We start from the raw sequence: 20,079 nt of genomic DNA on the forward strand, positions 1-20,079 counted from the left end.
CATGGCACATCAAGGTTTCTACGGTCCCATCACTGATGCGGTTTGGCAGAAGGCTAAACAGATTAAGCTGCTGATCTGCGATGTCGACGGCGTGTTTTCCGATGGCTTAGTCTATATGAGTAACTCGGGCGATGAGCTTAAGACTTTCCACACCCGCGATGGGTATGGCGTGCGCTCGCTGCTCACCAGCGATATTCCCGTTGCCATCATCACAGGGCGTAAGTCTCAAATAGTGGAAGATCGCATGACAGCCCTTGGGATCACCCATATCTATCAGGGCGTGGACAACAAACTTGAACCATACGAAGAGCTGCTGGCTCTCTACAAGGTCACGCCCCAGGAAGTGGCCTATATTGGCGACGATATGGTGGATCTGCCTGTGATGCAGAAGGTGGGCTTATCTGTCTGTGTGGCTGATGGCCACCCTTATGTGCGCCAACACGCCGACATGACGACCCATATCAAGGGGGGCCACGGCGCCCTGCGAGAACTGACAGACCTTATTCTGCTCAGCCAGGATAAGTTTGCGTCGGCCCACGGAATGAGCATATGAATAGAGTCACGCTGGCCATTATCGCCTTTTTCGGTACCGCACTAGTCCTCTATTGGCAGGTGCAATCGAAACGGGGAGAAGAAGATCTGGCACAGGTGAACGCCGACAGTCCCGACTATATCGTCCGGGATCTTAAGAGCGTGCAGTACAATGAGCAGGGCGGCATCAATAGCCGCGTATCGGCCAGCCACATGAAGCACTACGCCGAACGCAACATGACCTACTTTACTCAGCCCATCTATCTTGTGTATCCAGACAAGGGCGATGCCCAATGGCGACTCAGATCGACTAAAGGCACTCTGGACAAAAATAGCGGACGGGTCACCCTGGAAAATAATGTTATCATTGATGCTATTAGCCCAGAAGAACCTATCCAGACCATAGAGACCACCTATCTGGAGTTGGATCTCAATACTATGATAATGACATCCGACAAAAGCATTCGGGTAACGGGGCGAGATTTCCTCATCACGGGGCAAGGCTTATACGCCGATCTCAACGCACAAAATATACGACTGACGAGTCAGGTAGAAGGAACATATGAAACTAAATAGCCTTATTCTCGCTGGGCTGCTAACCCTGATTAGCCTGGGCGCCCAAGCCAAGGATAATGACCTGCTACAAGAGGTCAAGATCTCTGCCGCTAGCCAGGAAGCCGATATCAAGAACAATCAGATCATCTTCCATGGACCGGTTGAGGTCTCTCAGGGCTCGATCAAGATCTTGGCCGATGAACTGCGCGCCTTCAGCAAAGAAAAGAACAGTGGCAAGATCCTCGTTGCCACAGGCAACCCGGCCACCTACTCTCAGGTAATGGAAGATGGCCGTCCCGCCTCTGCCAGTGCCAAAGAGATCCGCTATGAACTCTCGAGCCGCACCCTGACACTCATTGGCGATGCTACCCTGGAACAGGAAGGCAGCCAGGTCACAGGCACTCAGATCCGCTACAACATTGAACAGCAACAGCTGATCGCCGAGAGTACAGGCAATGACCGCGTGATCACCATTATTCAGCCTGAAAACTATCAAGAGCAGAAACAAGCGCAACCCGAGCCAGAACAACCCGAACAGGAAAAGCAATGACAGACCTGACCTTGAAGGCGGAAAACCTCGCCAAGAGCTATAAGAGTCGTGCCGTTGTCCAAGATGTGAGCCTTACAGTCAAAACCGGGCAGATCGTCGGCCTATTGGGACCAAACGGTGCCGGTAAGACCACCACCTTCTACATGGTGGTCGGCCTAGTACAGAGCGACAAGGGACGCATCTATATCGATGATGACGACCTCACCCTCGACCCCATGCACCTTCGCGCCCGTAAAGGCATAGGTTACCTGCCCCAGGAAGCCAGCATCTTTCGCAAACTCTCGGTACGCGACAACATCATGGCCGTGCTGCAGACTCGCAGCGATCTGGATAACGATGGCCGCGAAGAGGAGTTGGAACATCTTCTGGAAGAGTTTCATATTACCCATATCCGTGACAGCCACGGTATGGCCTTGTCGGGCGGTGAACGTCGCCGGGTAGAGATCGCCAGGGCCCTGGCCGCGAACCCGAAATTTATTCTGCTCGATGAACCCTTCGCCGGTGTCGACCCTATCTCGGTCATCGACATCAAGAAGATCATCGAGCAACTCAAAAACCGTGGCCTAGGTGTGTTGATCACCGACCATAATGTGCGCGAAACATTAGACGTCTGTGAGAAAGCCTATATCGTCAGCCACGGTAATCTGATCGCCGAAGGAACACCCGCCGAAATCTTAGACAATCAGCAAGTACGAGCAGTGTACTTAGGTGAACAATTCAAGCTATAGTTAATCTTATAACCGGGCCATAAACTGAAACTAATATCAGATTGTGGCCATAAGGACTATCCTTTATATTTGTCCGGCCAATTAGCCAGAGCTTTCTCATTTTATAATTAGAAACAAGGGAATAGCAGTACGATGAAAGCGTCACTTCAGCTCAAAATGGGTCAGCATCTCACCATGACGCCCCAGCTACAACAGGCCATACGTCTGTTGCAGTTGTCGTCACTAGAGTTGCAGCAGGAGATCCAACAAGCATTAGAATCCAATCCGCTACTGGAGTTGGATGAAGAGCAAGAAGGCGCCAGTGCCGAACTACAAGATGATACCGCCGTCGACAATTTCGACAGCAAGTATGATGACAAGATAGAGCTGGATTCGAGTCAGGATAACTCAGGCGTCGAGACCTCAGACGCCCTGACTCAAGACTCTATGCCTGACGAGCTGCCGGTCGACACCACCTGGGACGAGGTCTATACCGCCTCCCCTAACTCCAGCTCAGGCGCCATGCGCGACGACGACATGCCTTTTCAGGGCGAGACCAGTGAAGGCCTATACGAGCACCTCGAATGGCAGAAGAATCTCACCCCTTTTTCCGATAACGATCTGGCCATCGCCACCGCCATCATAGATGCCATTGACGAACGCGGTTACCTGACCCAAACCTGCGAGGATATTCTCGAAGCGATGGGCGATCCCGAAATAGAACTCGATGAGGTCGAGGCAGTACTCAAGCGAGTACAGCACTTCGACCCCATTGGCGTGGCGGCTCGAGATCTCAGCGAGTGTCTGACGATTCAGCTGGCCCAATACAGCGACGATACCCCACATATCGCCAATGCACGCATGTTGATCAAGGAGCACTTGGATCTCATCGCTGGACGCGACTTCCGCCTCTTGATGCGCAAAACCAAGCTTAAAGAAGATGAGCTAAGAGATGCTATCGCCCTCATTCAAACTTTAAACCCCCGTCCAGGCCTAGCCATTACCGCCAGCCGCGACGAGTATGTGATCCCTGATGTGACCGTCACCAAGAAGAAGGGACGCTGGGTGGTCGAGCTTAATCCCGATAGCATGCCCAAGATCAACGTCAACCAGCAGTATGCGGCCATGGCGCGCAGTACTAAGAGCCAGGCTGACGGTCAGTTTATTCGTGGTCACCTGCAAGAGGCGAAGTGGTTCCTCAAGAGTCTTGAGAGCCGTAACGAGACACTGCTAAAGGTCACCAACTGCATCGTCGACTTCCAACAAGGTTTCTTCGAATTTGGCGAAGAGGCGATGAAGCCCATGGTGCTTAACGACATCGCCGAGGCAGTGGAGATGCACGAATCGACCATCTCCCGTGTAACCACACAGAAATATATGCATACCCCGAGAGGGATCTTCGAACTCAAATACTTTTTCTCTAGCCATGTCGGCACTGACGATGGTGGAGAGTGCTCTTCAACAGCAATACGGGCTTTTATTAAGAAGCTAGTTGCTGCGGAAAACCAGAAAAAGCCATTAAGCGACAGCAAGATGGCTCAACTCTTAGCTGAACAAGGCATTAAAGTGGCACGTCGCACTATTGCTAAGTACCGAGAGGCAATGCTTATACCGCCCTCGAATCAGCGTAAGAGCTTATAACACGTAACTGGAAACTGGAGGACTATCTTTATGCAAATAAACCTGACTGGGCACCATATCGAGATCACCCAATCTCTAAGAAACTATGTTGAAGAGAAATTCACAAAGCTTGAACGTCATTTCGATCAGATCAATAATGTGCACGTTGTATTAAATGTCGAAAAGTTGCAGCAAAAGGTTGAGGCCAAGTTACACCTCCGTGGCGGAGAAGTGTTCGCAACATCCGAACATGCGGACATGTATGCCGCGATAGACTCCCTGATTGACAAGCTCGATCGTCAGGTCATTAAACACAAAGAGAAGCTTACTAAACATTAACGATGGAACTGAGTACCATCCTGCGGCCGGAGTGCACAACCTGCGCCACTCCGGGCAGTAAGAAAAAGGTACTGGAGCTTATCAGCGACTTAGCCGCTGTCCAGTACCCCACCCTCTCCTCTCAAGAGATTTTTGAAAGCCTTCTGGCTCGAGAGAAAATGGGCAGCACAGGTATAGGCAATGGTATCGCGATTCCTCACGGACGGCTGACGAACATAGAGCAACCTGTGGCCGTACTGGTGAAGTGTGCTGAACCAATCGCATTCGATGCCATTGATAATAAGCCCGTCGATATCCTTTTTGCATTATTGGTGCCCGCAGATCAATGCGAGCAGCATCTCAGTACTCTGGCCGCCATGGCAGAGAAACTCAATGACAAGGCGATCATGAAACAGCTAAGAAAAACCAAGGATGAGTCAGAACTCTATCAGGTGATCACCCAATGAAATTGGTTTTGGTATCCGGACGCTCAGGGTCGGGAAAATCTGTCGCACTTAGGGTCTTAGAAGATCTCGGCTACTACTGTGTCGATAATCTGCCCCTACAAATGATGGAATCCCTGCTGGAGCAGCTCAAGGGACGCAGCGAACTGGTGGCCATTAGCGTCGATGTGCGCAATATGCCCAGCGAAGAGATCCAGTTGGAAAAGCAGCTGGCCAAGCTCCCGAAAGATACCGAGATCTTAAGTTTCTTCCTTAACTCCAGCGACAATGTGCTGCTCAAGCGCTATAGCGAGACCCGCAGATTACATCCGCTGTCACGCTCAAAAGTCTCTCTCAAGGAGGCGATTCAGCTCGAAGGCAAACTGCTCGATCCCATCGCCAAGCTAGTTGATCACTATATCGACACCTCTAACCTCAACATCTATGAGTTGAGTGACAAGGTGCGCGAAATATTACTGGGCACAGTCGATAAAGAGCTGGTGATCAACTTCGAATCTTTCGGCTTTAAATATGGCATGCCAAGCGAAGCCGACTTCATGTTCGATGTGCGCTTTTTGCCAAATCCCCATTGGGAGCCTGAACTGAGACCCCTGACCGGCCTCGATGAACCAGTGCAGCAGTTTCTGAGTCAGCAGCCACTGGTAAATAAATTTATCTGGCAAATCGAAAACCTGCTGGAAACCTGGTTACCTCACCTTGAGCGTAACAACCGCAGTTACCTCACCATTGCCATTGGCTGCACGGGTGGGCAACACAGATCTGTCTATGTCACCGACCAACTGGCCAAACTGTTCAACAAAGGCAAGCATAAGGTACAGGCTCGTCACAGAGAGCTAAAGCATGACTAAGTTGGCTCGCGAGCTGACCATCTGCAATAAGTTGGGACTGCACGCCAGGGCGGCCACCAAGCTGGCAGTACTTGCCGCCAAGTTCGATGCCCAAGTCACCCTGATCCAGGGCGACAAACAAGCCTCGGCCGCCAGCGTACTCGGCCTCTTGATGCTCGAAACCGGCATGGGCAAAACCATCACAATCACCAGTGAAGGCAAAGATGCCCAGGCGGCACTGGACGCCATCAGTGCCCTTATTGACGCCAAATTCGACGAGGCCGTATAATCGGCTCGCTTTGCGGTGCCGGGTGAATTTCGTCCTATACTTATCATAGACTTACACGCCTATTACCCAAGCCGGTCAATCTATTGCCTAAGGAGGAGCTATGCCGATCGAAGTGTTAGATAGTGAAACCACAGATCAACGCCTAAATCAGCTCACTCAAGCCTTAGGTAGTGGTATGTTTGTGCATGTGCGCAGCATGTTGCACGACATGGCTGCCTCAGATATCGCCTTCATCCTGGAGTCTTCTCCACCGCGCACCCGTCAGGTGTTATGGCAGCTGATCGATCAAGAGCATACGGGGGAGATCCTCGATGAGCTCGGCGAGGAGCTCAAAGACAATCTGATCACCCAGATGAGTCCGGAGCGTGTCGCCAAGGCGGCCGAAGGCATGGACACAGACGATCTGGCCTACATACTGCGTAGCCTGCCCGACAGCGTCTTCAACCAGGTGCTACAGTCGATGACAGCCCAGGACAGAGCCAGGGTTGAGCAGGCCCTCTCCTACCCGGAAGACACCGCCGGCAGTATGATGAATACCGATACCGTCACCGTGCGCCCCGATGTCAATGTCGATGTGATACTGCGTTATCTGAGAATTCGTGGTGAACTGCCCGATGCCACCGACACCCTTTATGTGGTGGATAAGCGCGACAGCCTGCTGGGCGGCGTGCGTATTACCGATCTACTTACCTGCGATCCAAATGCATCGGTGCGCGATATCATGAACAAGGATCTCGAAGGGATCCCGGTCGGTATGGACGATAGCGAAGTCGCCCAGCTGTTTGAGCGCCATGACTGGGTGTCGGCGCCGGTGATTGAAGAGGAGACCAACCGTCTGCTTGGTCGTATCACCATCGATGATATTGTCGACGTGATCCGTGAAGATGCCGAACACTCCATGATGGGGATGGCAGGGATGGACGACGACACAGATACCTTCGGTCCTGTGCTTAAGAGTACCTTTAGGCGCTCCCTCTGGCTCACCATCAACCTATTTGCCGCGCTGCTGGCCGCCTCGGTCAGTAACATGTTCGAGAGCACCCTTGAGCAGTTTGCCACCATCGCCATCCTGATGACCATAGTTCCCAGCATGGGCGGCGTCGCTGGCAACCAGACCTTAGCTCTGGTGATCCGCGGTATTGCCCTAGGACAGATAGGTCAGAGTAACTCCCGCTGGCTGATCGGCAAAGAGCTGGCCATCGGCTTTCTCAATGGTCTGTTATGGTCCCTGCTGGTGTTTGGCGCCATCTGGCTATGGAAAGGCGATATCGCCCTTGGCGCCCTGATCGGCGGCGCCATGTTGATCAATATGACGGTAGCAGGATTTGCTGGCGCCAGCATTCCCTTGCTACTGAAGAAGTTTAATGTCGATCCCGCCCTTGCCGGCGGTATGGTGCTGACCACAGTCACTGACGTTATCGGCCTATTTGCCTTCCTAGGCCTGGCGACCCTGTTTCTGCTGAACTGAATGCCAAGAGCATCCCGATACCGAATCGGATGCGCTTGAATTTCAATATTATCGACATCTTTTTCACGTTAGTATGGTTATGGTCACATCATAGAGAGAGGTGACATGCAAAATACTCAGATATTGATCATCGAAGATAACCCAGATGTCGCCGGCGTCTTGGGGGACTACCTTGAATCCCAAGGCGCGCAGGTGGATTACGCCAGCAATGGTGAACTCGGCCTGCGACTCGCCACCGAAGGGCACTTCGACGCCATCATATTAGATCTTATGTTACCTAAGATGGACGGCTACGCTGTCGCCAGGGCCCTGCGTGAGCAAGGCGCGAGTGTCCCTATCCTGATGTTAACGGCGCTGGATGATAAACAGGATCTGCTCCAGGGGTTTCATAGCGGGGCCGATGACTACCTGACTAAGCCCTTCGATTTCGATGAACTCACTGTACGCCTGCAGGCGCTAATCAAGCGCCAACAAGGACGAGTCGCCCAAGGGTGTAAACAGTGTGGGCCGCTCACCCTGAATATCGCCGAACATACTGCCTTCCGGGAGGGCAAAAAACTTCAGCTTACCCCAAGCGGTTATCAGATCTTACAGCTGCTTATCTCCCGAGCTCCCAATGTGGTGAAACGTGAGGAGATAGTGCAGCACCTGTGGGGAGAGGAGCCTCCCAACAGCGATATATTGCGCAGCCACATGTACCAGCTGAGAAATCAGGTGGATAAACCCTTCGATACCCCCATCATACTAACCGTACCTAAAATTGGGTTTCGGTTAGATGTAAAACAATAGCGAGCCCAAAGGTGCAACAAACCGCCAAGAGCCTGACCCGTAGATTAAGCCTCTATTTTGGGGCTATCGCCCTATTAGTGGCGGCGATTCTCTATCTGCTCAGTGTAACCATACTCTACTGGGTCGAAGATGAGATCAATCGCCGTGCCCTGGAACAGATAGTCCCCAGCGCTCAGACAGCCTTCGAGCAAGGCGCCCGTTCGCCGCTCATCCTTAGCACTAATATCACCGCCTACAATGACCTGAGCCTGCTGCCTAAGGATTACCAACCGATGGCAGAGTTACCGGTTGGATTTCTCGATGAGCTACATGATACTTTCAAAGAGGATATCTTCATCTATCGCGGCGAATATCAGGCGCAAGGCTTAACCCTACCATTGCTCTTGGTGATGGATGCCGCACAGGTAGAACTGAGCAGTAACGAATGGCGCAGTATCAGCCTGGTGATACTGGCTGTCACTCTGATGCTGTTCGCTCTGTTCGGCTTTGCCATCAACCGGCTGACACACAGGCTGATCGCTCCGATCCAAGCCATTAGCAAACAGCTGGAATCCCCCGACGCCGAGCGCCCTTTCCAGGTCTCCAACGATGCGACTCAAGAGTTTCACGCTCTTACCGCTAGTCTTAACTATTACCAGCAGCAGATCGCCCAGTTGCTTCGCCAGGAGCAGGCCTTCTCGCGTTACGCCAGCCATGAACTCAGAACCCCGCTGACCATCATTCAGGGCGCCAGTCGTTTGTTAGAGCAAGAGGGAAACCCTGAGTTTCTCAAACGCCAGCGTAAACGGATCGCTACCGCTGCCAGCAATATGCAACACACCATAGATGCCCTGCTGAGTTTGGTTAAACAGGAAAAGGGATTGCTAGCGTCGAATACGCGAACGCTGACAGAAAAAGAACTCTCTCAGATAATTAATGAAATACAACCGCTTGCCGACCATAAAGCCATTGAACTGCGGCTTATCCTCAATGCCACTCCACAGATCGCCCCCAGCGAGCCAGTTCTGCGTATGTTACTGATCAATTTACTCAATAACGCCATCAATGCCAGCGACACAGGCTGTATCGAGATCAGTATCAACACGGATGGGATCTCGGTGAGAGATCAGGGGCGTGGCATGAGCACCTTAGATACCCAGCCTCAGGGTCATGGCTTAGGGCTGGAGATAGTCGAGGCCCTGTGCCAGCGCTATCAATGGCGCTTTAGCCTCACCAATGGTGATACGGGCTGCATCGCCACACTGCACTTTCCTGCAGCGCCAGATGCCCCATGATGGTGCAACACGCCCACTAAAGTAAAAGACCAGCCTGTCGGCATGGGGATTTGAATTGTCATCTTCTTGGCACAAGTTTCGCTTAGCATAGTGTAAACAGACACTGTGGAGGCTTTACTTTGTATACCCCCTGGACACCCATGCTCGGCGACAAGAGCAGCAATGACAGATGCACCCTAAGGCAAAAACTAGTGAATGAACAGCACCTCAACAATCGTCACGCACAGGAGGTTGCTATGCAACTGGGCATGAATATCGATGAGTTACTTGGTCAACTGAGCCAAGTAAATCAAATAGATGAACAGCCTGGGCTAACACAAGAGATTGCCAGCCTGATCGCCGAACAGGCGAGGCTGTCACTGAATTAGACAGAGAAACGAGCTGCTGACATTAGCGGGATCTCGTCGTGATATTGGAGAGACTATCGTAAAATTTCTGCCGCTGCTTTTCGGCGTCGAAGCGACGAACGACCAACCATTCTTTATAAAGGGCTATTGTAAACCCTACGACCACCACCAATAAGCATCCAGCTCCCAGGTAGGTGATGATATTTACTGCGACATCTGCTCCCGCAGAACTGCTGGCGCGGCCAAAACCTATCATACACAACCCTTAGACTACATCATTCACTGACCCATAGGTCATAATATGGTCAAGGGTATTTGGACAAAATTAAACCAAACTTAAGCAAAAATGACCTTAAATTTAGATTAAGGCATGAGATGAGCTAACCATCTGAACCTTATTGGCTTATTGCCAGCAAATGCCAGTGAGTGGAATTGCTACAATTCGTATCCCCGACTCTACATCAGGTCATTGGGTCATGATCACCAAAAATTGGCTCTGCAGATCCGCCTTGTCTTGACGACCATACTTGATCAGCAGATCCGCCTTACCATCCTGATTCAAATCGTCACTGCTCAGCATCTCGCCATCTTTGGGCAAGGTCAGCTTCAAGCTATCCTTGTGAGCAAACGGGGCACCTTTTTCACTACCAAGGTAGAGATCCAGCTCCTGTTCACCATCAGAGAGCAGCAGATCCTGGCGCTTATCGCCATCGATATCGGCAAGGGTGACCACGGGCGTACCGCTCTGTCCCGATGTCAGACTAAAACTTAACTCAACTGACTTACTCATATTGGGCCGACTGGCAAAGCGGCCATTTTTGTCCATCTTAAACAGATGCACATCTTGATCTATGCTCCCGGAAACCAGGGCGCCGATGATCTGCGACAGGCCGATATCGAAGCCCGACACCAATACCTCGCTGCGATCATCAAGGTCGATGTCCACCAGCTCGAAGCCCGTCAGGGTGCCATCGGCTCTGATCACGCTCTGGGGCTGCTTACCAAACTGAACACGATTCTCCCCGCGGCTGCCGAAATAGATCTCGTAATCGTTGACCCTATCGAGCACCCCAGAACTTTTGGTATAGCGCACCACCATGTCGACGATACCATCGGCGTCGAGATCTTTAATTTGCTCCACCTTGCGGTAGATGAGGTCACTTTGATCCAGCGCCTCACCATAGGCGTCACGCCTGTCCCACCAATCCAGGCCACTGATCGCCTGACTGACCGCCAGATACCTGGGATAGGTTTCAAACTGACCATCTTGATGTTGGCCATAGATCTCAAGCTCACCCTCACCCACCTTGATAATGTCATCAAGACCATCGAGATCCATATCGGCAAAATAGAGTTTGGCCTCACTGTAACGAGCGCCATCACGATAGAGCAGCACCTTAGGCTTAATCGCTAAGGTTTGATTTAGCCAACCTTCGCCCTGCCCTAAAAAAAGCTGAGTTTGGTCGAACTGGCCTACGATGAAATCGTCTCGGCCATCCTGGTTGAGATCCCGTACAAAATGACCACGAGCGATAAACTCAATACGCTGCTTCACCACCAGCGGGGCGATGGGAAACAGCTCACTGATCGCCATCTCCTTTTCACTGAAAGTTAACTTAGACAGATGGGAACGCGACATAAAGTAGACAGATTGCAGCGCGTCAGCCTGTTTAGGCTTAGCGGTCACATCGAAACGAAACAGGTCATTGGCAAGTGATAGCTTATGCAATAAGCGATACTGCTGACTGACGCCATCCAAGCTGTAGACGGCGAGCCACTTGGTCTGGGTGTCATCGACACCTATCGCCAGCAACTCCTTGTTGCCATCGCCAAGCAAATTGGCACTCACCAAAGGATGAGTCAGCTTAAAGCCGGTATCGATACGTTGCGAGACAAACGCCAGTGGATTTGAGGCATCCCCCTGCGCCTGACCGATTGACACCATCAGCAAGCAAGCGCTAACCCAAGTAAAGCAGAAATTTATTGCCAGTTTTTTCACAGATCATAGCCCTGGGTGATCTTAGGAAGTTTCTAATCTATCGATTCCCTGCGAAAAAGAAAGCTAAGTTAATGCCTTGTTACAAACAAAAGCGCATAAATCGCCAACTTACTCAACTAAGGGCTTCCAGGCACGGGTCATCTCCCGCCTCCCCAACGCCCCCGGGTAGGGCTTCACCATGAAGCCCACCGCCTTAAGGTTGCGCTTAAACTGACCATTGGCACAGTAGCTGACCAACATGCCACCAGGCATCATGGCGGGAAAGAGACGCTCGAAGTTATCTTGTGTCCATAGCTCTGGCTGCTTACTCGGCGCAAAACCATCATAGAACACCAAATTGACTGACGCCTGCGGTAACTGCACTCGATCCCAGCTACCATGAATTTTATGTATCACAAAACCTGGGCAGAGGGTGACATCCTCCCCCCAAGGGGCACTGTGCAGCCGATCGAAGAGTGTGCGCAGGGCGGGCGAGAGATGCTGCTTGTAGTTAAGCTGTGCGATCACCTCACTCGGCACAGGATAGGCCTCAACGGTCACGAAACGGATCGGCCGGGTTATCTTACCCTCACAGCCTAAAGCCTGCTTGAGGGTCAGTATGGCGTTCATCCCCGAGCCAAAACCTAACTCGAGAATGCTGACCTGTTTAAAGGCCGGATCAAGCGCCGCAAACCCAGCCTGTATATAGACATGTTCAGACTCACTCATGGCCCCATTATGAGCATGGTAGCTATCATCAAACAGGCTACTCATTAGGGTATGAGAACCATCTTTGGTCATCTGTACATGGATCTTGTTCATTATCAGGCTCATATCAAGGCTTAGCTTGGACAAATTGTACCTTAACCCAGATATTGAAAGGCAATGCCTTAACGATAAAAAATCAGGACAAGAGTGATCCACCTCACAGCCAGCCTGAGGTTTGAGTGCGAAAATCCGCACCAATTTCAGTAAGGTCAACAAGCCTTTATTGTGTGCATTGCCGTATAACCCAGCCACGGCAGCCTGACACTGTTACAGCCAACAGCACTTAGAGAACCCTATGCCCCGCACCACTCAAGTTAGCGCCAAAGGCAACGCCTTGGCGATCGTCTCGTTTCTGCTCTGGGGACTCCTGCCCCTTTATTATCAGTTTCTGCCCGGTGCCGATGTGACCGAGATGCTGGCGATTCGCCTGCTCTGCTCAGTTCCCTTTATGCTGCTGGTTTTTCTGTTGCTGAGAAAACCACTCCCCACAGTGTCTATGCTAAAGGCCAACCTTCCTTCCATTGCCCTATGTGGACTGGCTTCGCTGATCATGTGTGTCTCTTGGTATAGCTTCACTTGGGCGTTAACCCATGGTCAGGTATTGGCCGCCAGCCTGGGCTTCTTTATCAATCCACTGTTTGCCATAGGGCTAGGGGTCATCTGCCTTAAAGACAGACTGTCACTGGCACAGAAGTGGGCGGTCGCCCTGGGCGGCCTTGGGATCGGCTATATGGTCATGGCCTATGGTCAATTGCCCTGGCTTGCCCTGCTGATGGGCAGTTTCTTCGCCCTCTATGGCCTGTGTAAGAAGTTTATCCGCTTCGACTCACTCACTTCGGTCACCATAGAGGCTGCGCTACTCACGCCCATTGCCGCAGCGTATCTGCTTTACCTCAGCGCCACCGGGCAGAGCCAAGCCCTTTCTGCGGGGACAGGCAACTTGCTGCTCTACATGGGCTCGGCGCCGGTGACCCTGCTGCCGTTGATCTTTTTTGCCCTGGCGATTCGCCACACCAGTCTCTCCATGGTGGGCTTGATGCAATATATAGAGCCCACCATGCACTTTCTGCTGGCAATCTTCCTGTTTAACGAGGTGTTTGATAGCGTCAAGGCGGTGAGCTTCGCCCTGATCTGGACAGGATTAATCCTCTGCTCCCTGGAGGCGCTCCCCGGCCTCTGGCGCACTATTAGCGCGCGCCGGCAGCTGCATCAGCCCCATTAAGATCTCTGCCACCACACGGCGACTGAAGATCATCGACAGATGCAGCGGACACCAGATCACTCGGTTCTCGGCCAGAGGCCAATGAGAACTGCGACTCGGCACTATGGTGAAATCTATCGGAGTGCGAAACGAGTAGAGGTCGATCCCCGTTAACCGAGATTCACTGCGCGCCAGCTGGCAAAGCAGCTCACTCCTTGGGCGTAGTTCCCGCATCGCCATTGAGGGATATGGCAACCAGGCAAGATAACTGCCATGGTGTGGAGAAGAGATAGAAAACAGCGCCTTGGTACGTTTATGGCCATCAAGGTGCTGCAGATAATAGCGGGCAACTATACCCCCCATACTAAAACCTATCAGGGAGATCGGCTCATCTTCTGCAATACTCGCATCGATAAACCTCTGCAGCTGTTTGGCCGAATGAGCAATCCCTCGGCGACCATCAAAAGGAGCCAGTGTCGGGGTCAGGCACTCATAGCCCTGGCGCTCAAACTGACGTCGCATCCAGCCCATGACATGCCCCGTATTAAAGATCCCATGAACCAACACAAGTTTCATACCGACTCCCTATTATCGACGACACCCTTAATCCCCCCAAGGGGGTGAATATTTGCTATTATCCGTGCTCACACTCAGCATACCACCGATTAGAGATCATAAGCTCATGTCCAATGCCGCGCTGCTCCGCCAAGCATTAAGCCAAAGAACGGCCCTGCTTGCCGATGCACAAGCCGCCAATACCAACTGTTTTCGCGTCTTCCACGGTACAGTTGAAGGCATCAACGGACTCACCATAGATCGCTATGGCGATGCATGGTTAGTGCAGAGCTTTCACGAGTCGCTGCCACAGGATGAATTGACGGCCCTTAGCGATGAACTGCTAAAGGTCGCGGAACTTCCGGTTATCTACAATGATAGATCCAATAAAAACTCTCGTATTCTCAATGTGCTAACAGACGATCTCGAGTGCTTTGCCCGCGCCGAACAGCAAATGCTGGAAAACGATATCCATTTCATCAGCAAGCTTCGCCATGAAGGCCAAGACCCCTTGCTGTTTCTCGACATGCGCATCGGCCGCGAATACGTCAAGGCCCATAGCAAGGGGAAAACCGTACTGAACCTGTTTTCCTACACCTGTGGTATAGGCACTGCCGCCGCGGTGGGCGGGGCGACCAAGGTGACCAATGTGGACTTTTCCTCATTTGCTCTCGCCGCCGGACGCCGTAATGCCGAACTCAACGAGGTAGGCGACACCTGTGAATTTATTCAAAGCGATGCCTTTCCGGCAATGCGTCAGCTGGCGGGCATGAAGGTGGGCGGCCGCCGCAACCAAAAACTGCCCAGCTATCCAAAACTGGCACCACGCCAGTTTGACCTGGTATTTCTCGATCCGCCACGCTTTGCTAAGAGCCCCTTTGGTATCGTCGACTTAGTCAATGACTACCAGAGCCTATTTAAACCTGCCATGATGACAACGCGTACCGGTGGCACTATCGTTTGCTGCAATAATGTGGCAAAAGTAGAGCGCGAAACCTGGCTGAAATCTCTGATCCGCTGCGTCGAAAAGCAGGGACGCGAAGTGAGCCAGATTGAATGGCTGCATTGCCATGACGACTTCCCCTCTTTCGATGGCAATCATCCCCTAAAGATAGTCGCCCTGACGCTCAATTAGACAACCCCTCACCACATCAAGCCGTAAACATTCACTTTTACGGCTTTAAACCTCACCAAGTACATTAAGCAACAAATACTCAACAAAAACAGGGTGGCAAAGAGGGTTTAAAGGTGAGATAAACTAGTTAAGCAATCAGAAAAACTCTTCATTCATAAAGCCCACCTCATCTGCTACCCAAGACAAAAGCGGACATTTATTTGCCACATTTGGCACGTTTTCAATCAAAAAAACGACAAAATATAAAATTCACTTTACTTGCATCGAATCTGGCACTACATTTCGCTTCCCGCTAAACCCGCGATAAATGGCAATACAGGCAACCTACCTAAACTTACCGCCATTTATGATAGATAAGTTGGAGATTATTGGTGTTAGACGTCGCCGATAACTGTAAATCGAACAATCCTACAGCACCCATTATAGGACTGTCCTTCTTTGCCCTTGCATCAGGCTTTCTTATGAGCCTTATTCCATTGTCGCTGCACAGTTTTGGCCTGTCAGAGCAATTGGCACCTTGGCTTGCCAGCATCTTCTACCTCGGCTTACTTATCGGTGCACTCAGAGCCGAGCGCATCATAGCGAAAGTCGGTCATCGACAAGCCTTTATGCTGTTTCTGGCGCTATTAATCGCCAGCATATTCGCTATGTTGCTGCTGCCAACTGCAGGCATCTGGCTGGGAGCACGTCTGCTGGGCGGGTTTGCCGTTGCCGGTGTCTTTGTGGTGGTTGAGTCTTGGTTATTGATGGCTAACAGCCTGAAGGCAAGAGCTAAGCGATTGGGGATCTACATGGCCTGTCTCTATGGCGGTAGCGCCGTCGGACAACTGGCCATAGGTGAAGTCGGTACCCAAGGCGTATTACCCTACCTGTTTGTGATCGCCCTATTGGCATTGGCCATGCTGGCGCCACTGCTAATCACCTCGGGACAACCCTCTCATCAACAGCAACAGAAACTCTCCATCAAAGAGATCGCAGGTCTTAGCCGGCCAGCAATTGTAGGCTGCCTGGTCTCAGGCCTGCTGCTGGGGCCCATCTACGGCCTGATGCCTGTCTACATCGCCAAGCAAGTGGGAGAACCTAACCTAACAGGGCTACTGATGGCCGCTATCATTTTGGGCGGTATGGCGATACAGCCACTAGTCAGTTATCTCTCACCCCGTATGGATAAGCGTCTCTTGATGGCCATGTGTTGCCTAATAGGCTTAATGGGAGTGATCGGCGCCATAGAGTCCAATGACTTTACCCTCAAGGCGTTGAGCTACTTTATCCTGGGCGCGGCGAGCTTCGCCCTTTATCCTGTGGCTATCTCATTGGCCTGTGACAAACTGCCCTCGGTTAAGCTGGTATCGGCAACCGAATTGATGCTGCTCTGTTACAGCCTGGGGTCAGTTGCCGGTCCTTTACTCGCCTTAACCTTAGATAATAAGCGTCAGGGCATGATGCTCTATCTGGGGATCTGTCTGCTCAGCACCTGTCTCTACATGCTGATCAAGAGCATGCAGAAGATCCATACACAAACCGATCATCTACAAAACTAAAGCTTGGCGCCCTAATCCTGTTTGGCGCTAGATTCGGTATCAGGATGCCGTTTGGCATACCAGTTTGCCAGCGGCTGGGCCGACAGGCCGTGAGCCAGTATGCTCATCAGCACTGTCACAGTCACTACGCTATAGAGGGTCTCAAACCCTTTGATACCGCCCATTTCATGGGCAATGATGAGTACATACAAAATTGAGGCGATCCCTCTAGGCCCAAACCAGGCGATGAAGGCCATGGTCGCAAGGTCCAGCTTAGTGCCAATAAGAGATACCATCACAGGTAACATACGTAGCAGCGTCAGGCTAAGCAGCGAATAGATCACGACATCAAAGGTGACATAGGGCAAGGTGGTGGGCACGAACGCCAGACCGAAGATAAAGAAACTGATCAACACCAGCAGCTCACCTTCGCTCTCGGCGAAATCTTCAATATGCCCCCTGGCCATCTCACTGGTATTTCCGGCATAGAGACCGGCAAAGAAAGCCGCAATGAAGCCATTACCCGAAAACGCTTCGGCAAGGTAGTAAGCCAAAATGGCCAGCGCGATAGGGATCAAGTTAAGGTAAGTCTCCACCATACCCTCGCGCTTAAAACAAAAGGTCTGCAGCTTAGTCCCCAGATAACCGACCACGCCGCCCACCAAGGCACCGAACAGAATCTGTTCACCAACGTACATCAGCCAGGTATTGTCCTGAGCCTTTTCCAGACCACTCAAGATCATCGCGACCACAGTGATCAATATGGGGAAGATAATGCCATCATTCAGGCCACTCTCTACATTGATGGTAGAGCGAATCTTCTTAGGCACCTTAGGATCTGACACAACCGCCTTACCCAGCGCCGCGTCGGTGGGCGTGAGCAGTAAGGCCAACATTAACAGATAGAGAGTGGGAAAATCGGGAAAGAAATACCTGGCCACTATGGCTCCCGCCACCACGGTAATAGGCAAACCGATAAACAGCAGCCGCGCCGGCAACTGCCAAGACTGTTTGAGCAACTTGAGATCTAACAGCGCGGCATCACTAAAGAGTACCAATACCAAGGCGATCTCAACCAAGATGGTGACAAAGTCGGCATTTACCTTGACCTGAGCCACATCGAGCCCGTAGGGCGACATAAGCAGACCAAGTAAGGTAAACACCATAGGACCCGAGATGTAAAAACGCGCCAACCATTTAGAAATATAGCCATAAAACAAAACAACTAAGGCTATGATAAGTATGACGATATGTTCATCCATCTGAGATTTCCTTGGGCTAATATCATTCGCTGAGCGTTAAGCTAACAGAGATTTTACCTCCAAGGAAAGATCAATCTCTACCAGGCAGCCACACTAGCTCAGGCAATGCACTAAGATCTAGCGTATCGCCGCGCTCGGCAATCACCACATGGGGCGGCTTACTAGTCTCGGCGGTCAGCTTAGCCAGCAGCCGCTCCTGCGCCTCCTTCTCGCCATGGATTAAGACCAGTGGCGGCATCTGTTCAAAGTGTTGATACCAATGGATAAGCTCCGCCTGATCCGCATGGGCCGACAGCCCGCCCACTGTATGTATCTTGGCCTTCACCGGAATATTACGACCATGAATCGTAAGCGACTCGGCGCCATCCACCAGTAAACGGCCTGGCGTACCTAAGGCCTGGAAACCACAGATGATCACATCCGACTTAGGATTGGCCAGATTATGCTCCAGATGACTGCGGATCCGGCCACCGTTACACATGCCACTGCCAGCTATGATGATCAGCCCCTGATGGATCTCGTTGAGCTCCATCGACTCCTCAGTGCTATTGATAAAGTCCACATTAGAAAGCAGTGGGTGCTTGCCCGGAGACAGTCGAGTGAAACGCTTAAAATCCTCATCCATCAACTGATAATTGGCCACATAAATCTGCGTCGCCTTGATCGCCATAGGGCTGTCGAGACAGATACGCCAGTTCGACAAGGCCCACTCTTTGGCATAAAGGTGAAACAGGTAGAGCAGCTCTTGGGCTCTACCTACTGAAAACGCCGGCAGCAGAATATTGCCTCGGCTCTCCTTGATGGTTTTAGCAAAAATAGCCTTTAGCTCCGCCAGCGTATCGTCCCAGCTACGATGCAATCGGTCGCCGTAGGTGCTCTCCATCAACACCAGATCGGCTTCATAGATAAACGTGGGATCACCCAAAATTGGCATGCCCGCCCGGCCGAGATCGCCACTGAAAACCAGTTTCTTTCTGCTATCGGCCTCCCCCAGCCACAACTCCACCACGGCGGAGCCCAGAATATGGCCGGCATCAGACAAACTGGCCGTCAGGTTAGGCACCACTTGCACCGACTGGCCATAATCGAGGGCGACAAACTGTTTCATCACCGCCGCCACATCTTCTTCGTCGAACAAGGGCGCTAGCAGCGGCTGATTCAGCTTCGCCCGCTTTCGATTAAGCCGCTCTACATCGCGTACCTGCAGCATGGCGGCATCTCTAAGCATCACCTCACAAAGCTCGACCGTCGCCTTATGGGTATAAATAGGGCCGGTAAAGCCAGACTTGACCAGCAGAGGCAGTCGCCCCGAGTGATCGATATGAGCATGGCTCAGCACCACGGCATGGATCTCTGTGGGCTCAAAAACAAAGGGTTCGTGATTGCGCAGGGCATCAAGCTTGCCTCCCTGGATCATGCCGCAGTCGAGTAACACCTGACGGCCCGCGATGTCGAGAAGATGGCAAGACCCAGTGACTTCCTGGGCGGCGCCGAGAAAAGAGAGCGTCATCTGCATATGAGTATCCTTAGTGTGCCCACAAACGGTAAGGCAAAGAGAATGGCCAGAACTAAACTCGCCTGAAAATGAATCGGCTTATGATTAAAAGATAGTCTTTTTAATAGCTTCCAACCAGTTAACGCCAAGGTTTATCTCCATTGGCCAGAGCAGGCTTTAAAGCCCTACAGCAAATGATTGCAAAGATGAGCCAGCCTTTAAAGCGAATGATTAATGCGCTCCGATGAGCATTGGGTTATCGCTCGAGAAAGATGATGGGATTTAGACCATAAACTAGTGTTAAACACCTTAAAACCAAACGTTCAGTTAAGCTTCCAAGGATATAAAAGACAAAAAGCCATACAGCTCAAAAAAACAGCAGCACAACACCATACACCGATGAAGTCTATAGGTTATAGTTAGTTA

Annotated in this window: 22 protein-coding genes; 16 read left to right on the forward strand and 6 right to left on the reverse strand. The window is 51.6% G+C overall.

Annotated features, from left to right (window positions below; translation table 11 throughout):
- The first annotated feature begins 1 nt into the window (after position 1).
- The 13 genes from kdsC to NY07_RS19425 all read left to right on the forward strand — a co-directional run bounded on the left by kdsC (position 2) and on the right by NY07_RS19425 (position 9,760).
- Positions 2-553: a 3-deoxy-manno-octulosonate-8-phosphatase KdsC gene (kdsC, locus tag NY07_RS11095; RefSeq protein ID WP_033539427.1), complete on the forward strand. Its 552-nt coding sequence runs from the start codon at positions 2-4 to the stop codon at positions 551-553.
- Positions 550-1,107, forward strand: a complete 558-nt coding sequence (gene lptC / locus NY07_RS11100) for an LPS export ABC transporter periplasmic protein LptC (protein ID WP_033539428.1) — start codon at positions 550-552, stop codon at positions 1,105-1,107. The genes kdsC and lptC overlap by 4 nt, the downstream gene beginning before the upstream one ends.
- The gene (gene lptA, locus NY07_RS11105) at positions 1,094-1,636 is read left to right on the forward strand and encodes a lipopolysaccharide transport periplasmic protein LptA (RefSeq protein ID WP_033539429.1); all 543 of its coding nucleotides are present in this window, start codon (positions 1,094-1,096) and stop codon (positions 1,634-1,636) included. The genes lptC and lptA overlap by 14 nt, the downstream gene beginning before the upstream one ends.
- Positions 1,633-2,364: an LPS export ABC transporter ATP-binding protein gene (gene lptB, locus NY07_RS11110; RefSeq protein WP_033539430.1), complete on the forward strand. Its 732-nt coding sequence runs from the start codon at positions 1,633-1,635 to the stop codon at positions 2,362-2,364. Before lptA ends, lptB begins: the two co-directional genes overlap by 4 nt.
- A 132-nt stretch (positions 2,365-2,496) precedes the next feature.
- A complete protein-coding gene (locus NY07_RS11115) occupies positions 2,497-3,984 on the forward strand; it encodes an RNA polymerase factor sigma-54 (RefSeq protein ID WP_033539431.1) in 1,488 nt (495 codons plus the stop codon).
- A 30-nt stretch (positions 3,985-4,014) separates the two neighbouring features.
- The gene (gene hpf, locus NY07_RS11120; protein WP_033539432.1) at positions 4,015-4,302 is read left to right on the forward strand and encodes a ribosome hibernation promoting factor; all 288 of its coding nucleotides are present in this window, start codon (positions 4,015-4,017) and stop codon (positions 4,300-4,302) included.
- Between the two features lie 2 nt (positions 4,303-4,304).
- Positions 4,305-4,748 carry a PTS IIA-like nitrogen regulatory protein PtsN gene (gene ptsN, locus NY07_RS11125; RefSeq protein WP_033539433.1) on the forward strand — a complete coding sequence of 148 codons (444 nt, stop codon included), beginning with the start codon at positions 4,305-4,307 and terminating at the stop codon, positions 4,746-4,748.
- On the forward strand, positions 4,745-5,593 hold the full coding sequence (rapZ, locus tag NY07_RS11130) for an RNase adapter RapZ (protein ID WP_033539434.1): 849 nt from the start codon (positions 4,745-4,747) through the stop codon (positions 5,591-5,593). The genes ptsN and rapZ overlap by 4 nt, the downstream gene beginning before the upstream one ends.
- Positions 5,586-5,861: an HPr family phosphocarrier protein gene (locus NY07_RS11135; RefSeq protein ID WP_033539435.1), complete on the forward strand. Its 276-nt coding sequence runs from the start codon at positions 5,586-5,588 to the stop codon at positions 5,859-5,861. Before rapZ ends, NY07_RS11135 begins: the two co-directional genes overlap by 8 nt.
- A 100-nt stretch (positions 5,862-5,961) precedes the next feature.
- Positions 5,962-7,329 carry a magnesium transporter gene (gene mgtE / locus NY07_RS11140; protein ID WP_033539436.1) on the forward strand — a complete coding sequence of 456 codons (1,368 nt, stop codon included), beginning with the start codon at positions 5,962-5,964 and terminating at the stop codon, positions 7,327-7,329.
- A 105-nt stretch (positions 7,330-7,434) separates the two neighbouring features.
- Positions 7,435-8,118, forward strand: coding sequence for a response regulator transcription factor (locus NY07_RS11145; protein WP_033539437.1), 684 nt, complete (start codon positions 7,435-7,437; stop codon positions 8,116-8,118).
- Positions 8,119-8,129: 11 nt separating this feature from the next.
- Positions 8,130-9,392, forward strand: a complete 1,263-nt coding sequence (locus tag NY07_RS11150) for a sensor histidine kinase (protein ID WP_033539438.1) — start codon at positions 8,130-8,132, stop codon at positions 9,390-9,392.
- Between the two features lie 119 nt (positions 9,393-9,511).
- Positions 9,512-9,760, forward strand: coding sequence for a hypothetical protein (locus NY07_RS19425; RefSeq protein ID WP_140946942.1), 249 nt, complete (start codon positions 9,512-9,514; stop codon positions 9,758-9,760).
- Between the two features lie 22 nt (positions 9,761-9,782).
- On the opposite strand, the gene NY07_RS11155 is transcribed toward NY07_RS19425, so the two are convergent.
- The 3 genes from NY07_RS11155 to mnmD form a co-directional block, all read right to left on the reverse strand.
- Complete coding sequence (locus tag NY07_RS11155; protein ID WP_033539439.1) at positions 9,783-9,995, reverse strand: hypothetical protein; 213 nt, start codon at positions 9,993-9,995, stop codon at positions 9,783-9,785.
- 210 nt (positions 9,996-10,205) lie between these two features.
- On the reverse strand, positions 10,206-11,684 hold the full coding sequence (locus tag NY07_RS11160; RefSeq protein WP_052125624.1) for an FG-GAP repeat domain-containing protein: 1,479 nt from the start codon (positions 11,682-11,684) through the stop codon (positions 10,206-10,208).
- Between the two features lie 162 nt (positions 11,685-11,846).
- Complete coding sequence (mnmD, locus tag NY07_RS11165) at positions 11,847-12,539, reverse strand: tRNA (5-methylaminomethyl-2-thiouridine)(34)-methyltransferase MnmD (RefSeq protein WP_235363919.1); 693 nt, start codon at positions 12,537-12,539, stop codon at positions 11,847-11,849.
- Positions 12,540-12,780: 241 nt separating this feature from the next.
- On the opposite strand from mnmD, the gene rarD reads away from it, so the two are divergent.
- Positions 12,781-13,707, forward strand: coding sequence for an EamA family transporter RarD (rarD, locus tag NY07_RS11170; RefSeq protein ID WP_033539441.1), 927 nt, complete (start codon positions 12,781-12,783; stop codon positions 13,705-13,707).
- Here rarD and NY07_RS19215 read toward each other — a convergent pair.
- Positions 13,627-14,262 (reverse strand): esterase/lipase family protein, encoded by a 636-nt coding sequence (locus tag NY07_RS19215; protein WP_081953822.1) that lies wholly within the window; start codon positions 14,260-14,262, stop codon positions 13,627-13,629. The genes rarD and NY07_RS19215 overlap by 81 nt on opposite strands.
- A 106-nt stretch (positions 14,263-14,368) precedes the next feature.
- Here NY07_RS19215 and NY07_RS11180 point away from each other — a divergent pair, with 106 nt between their 5' ends.
- Positions 14,369-15,376: a class I SAM-dependent rRNA methyltransferase gene (locus NY07_RS11180; RefSeq protein ID WP_033539443.1), complete on the forward strand. Its 1,008-nt coding sequence runs from the start codon at positions 14,369-14,371 to the stop codon at positions 15,374-15,376.
- Between the two features lie 371 nt (positions 15,377-15,747).
- Entirely contained in the window at positions 15,748-16,917 is a 1,170-nt protein-coding gene (locus NY07_RS11185; RefSeq protein WP_033539444.1) for an MFS transporter, read from the forward strand.
- Between the two features lie 11 nt (positions 16,918-16,928).
- Here NY07_RS11185 and NY07_RS11190 read toward each other — a convergent pair whose 3' ends face one another.
- Together NY07_RS11190 and NY07_RS11195 are read right to left on the reverse strand one after the other, a co-directional pair.
- Positions 16,929-18,158 (reverse strand): cation:proton antiporter, encoded by a 1,230-nt coding sequence (locus NY07_RS11190; protein WP_033539445.1) that lies wholly within the window; start codon positions 18,156-18,158, stop codon positions 16,929-16,931.
- Between the two features lie 70 nt (positions 18,159-18,228).
- Positions 18,229-19,674, reverse strand: coding sequence for an MBL fold metallo-hydrolase RNA specificity domain-containing protein (locus tag NY07_RS11195; protein WP_033539446.1), 1,446 nt, complete (start codon positions 19,672-19,674; stop codon positions 18,229-18,231).
- Positions 19,675-20,079: the final 405 nt, after the last annotated feature.

The organism is Shewanella sp. ECSMB14101, assembly GCF_000773485.1.
In the GTDB taxonomy this organism is placed as follows: Bacteria; Pseudomonadota; Gammaproteobacteria; order Enterobacterales; family Shewanellaceae; genus Shewanella; species Shewanella marisflavi.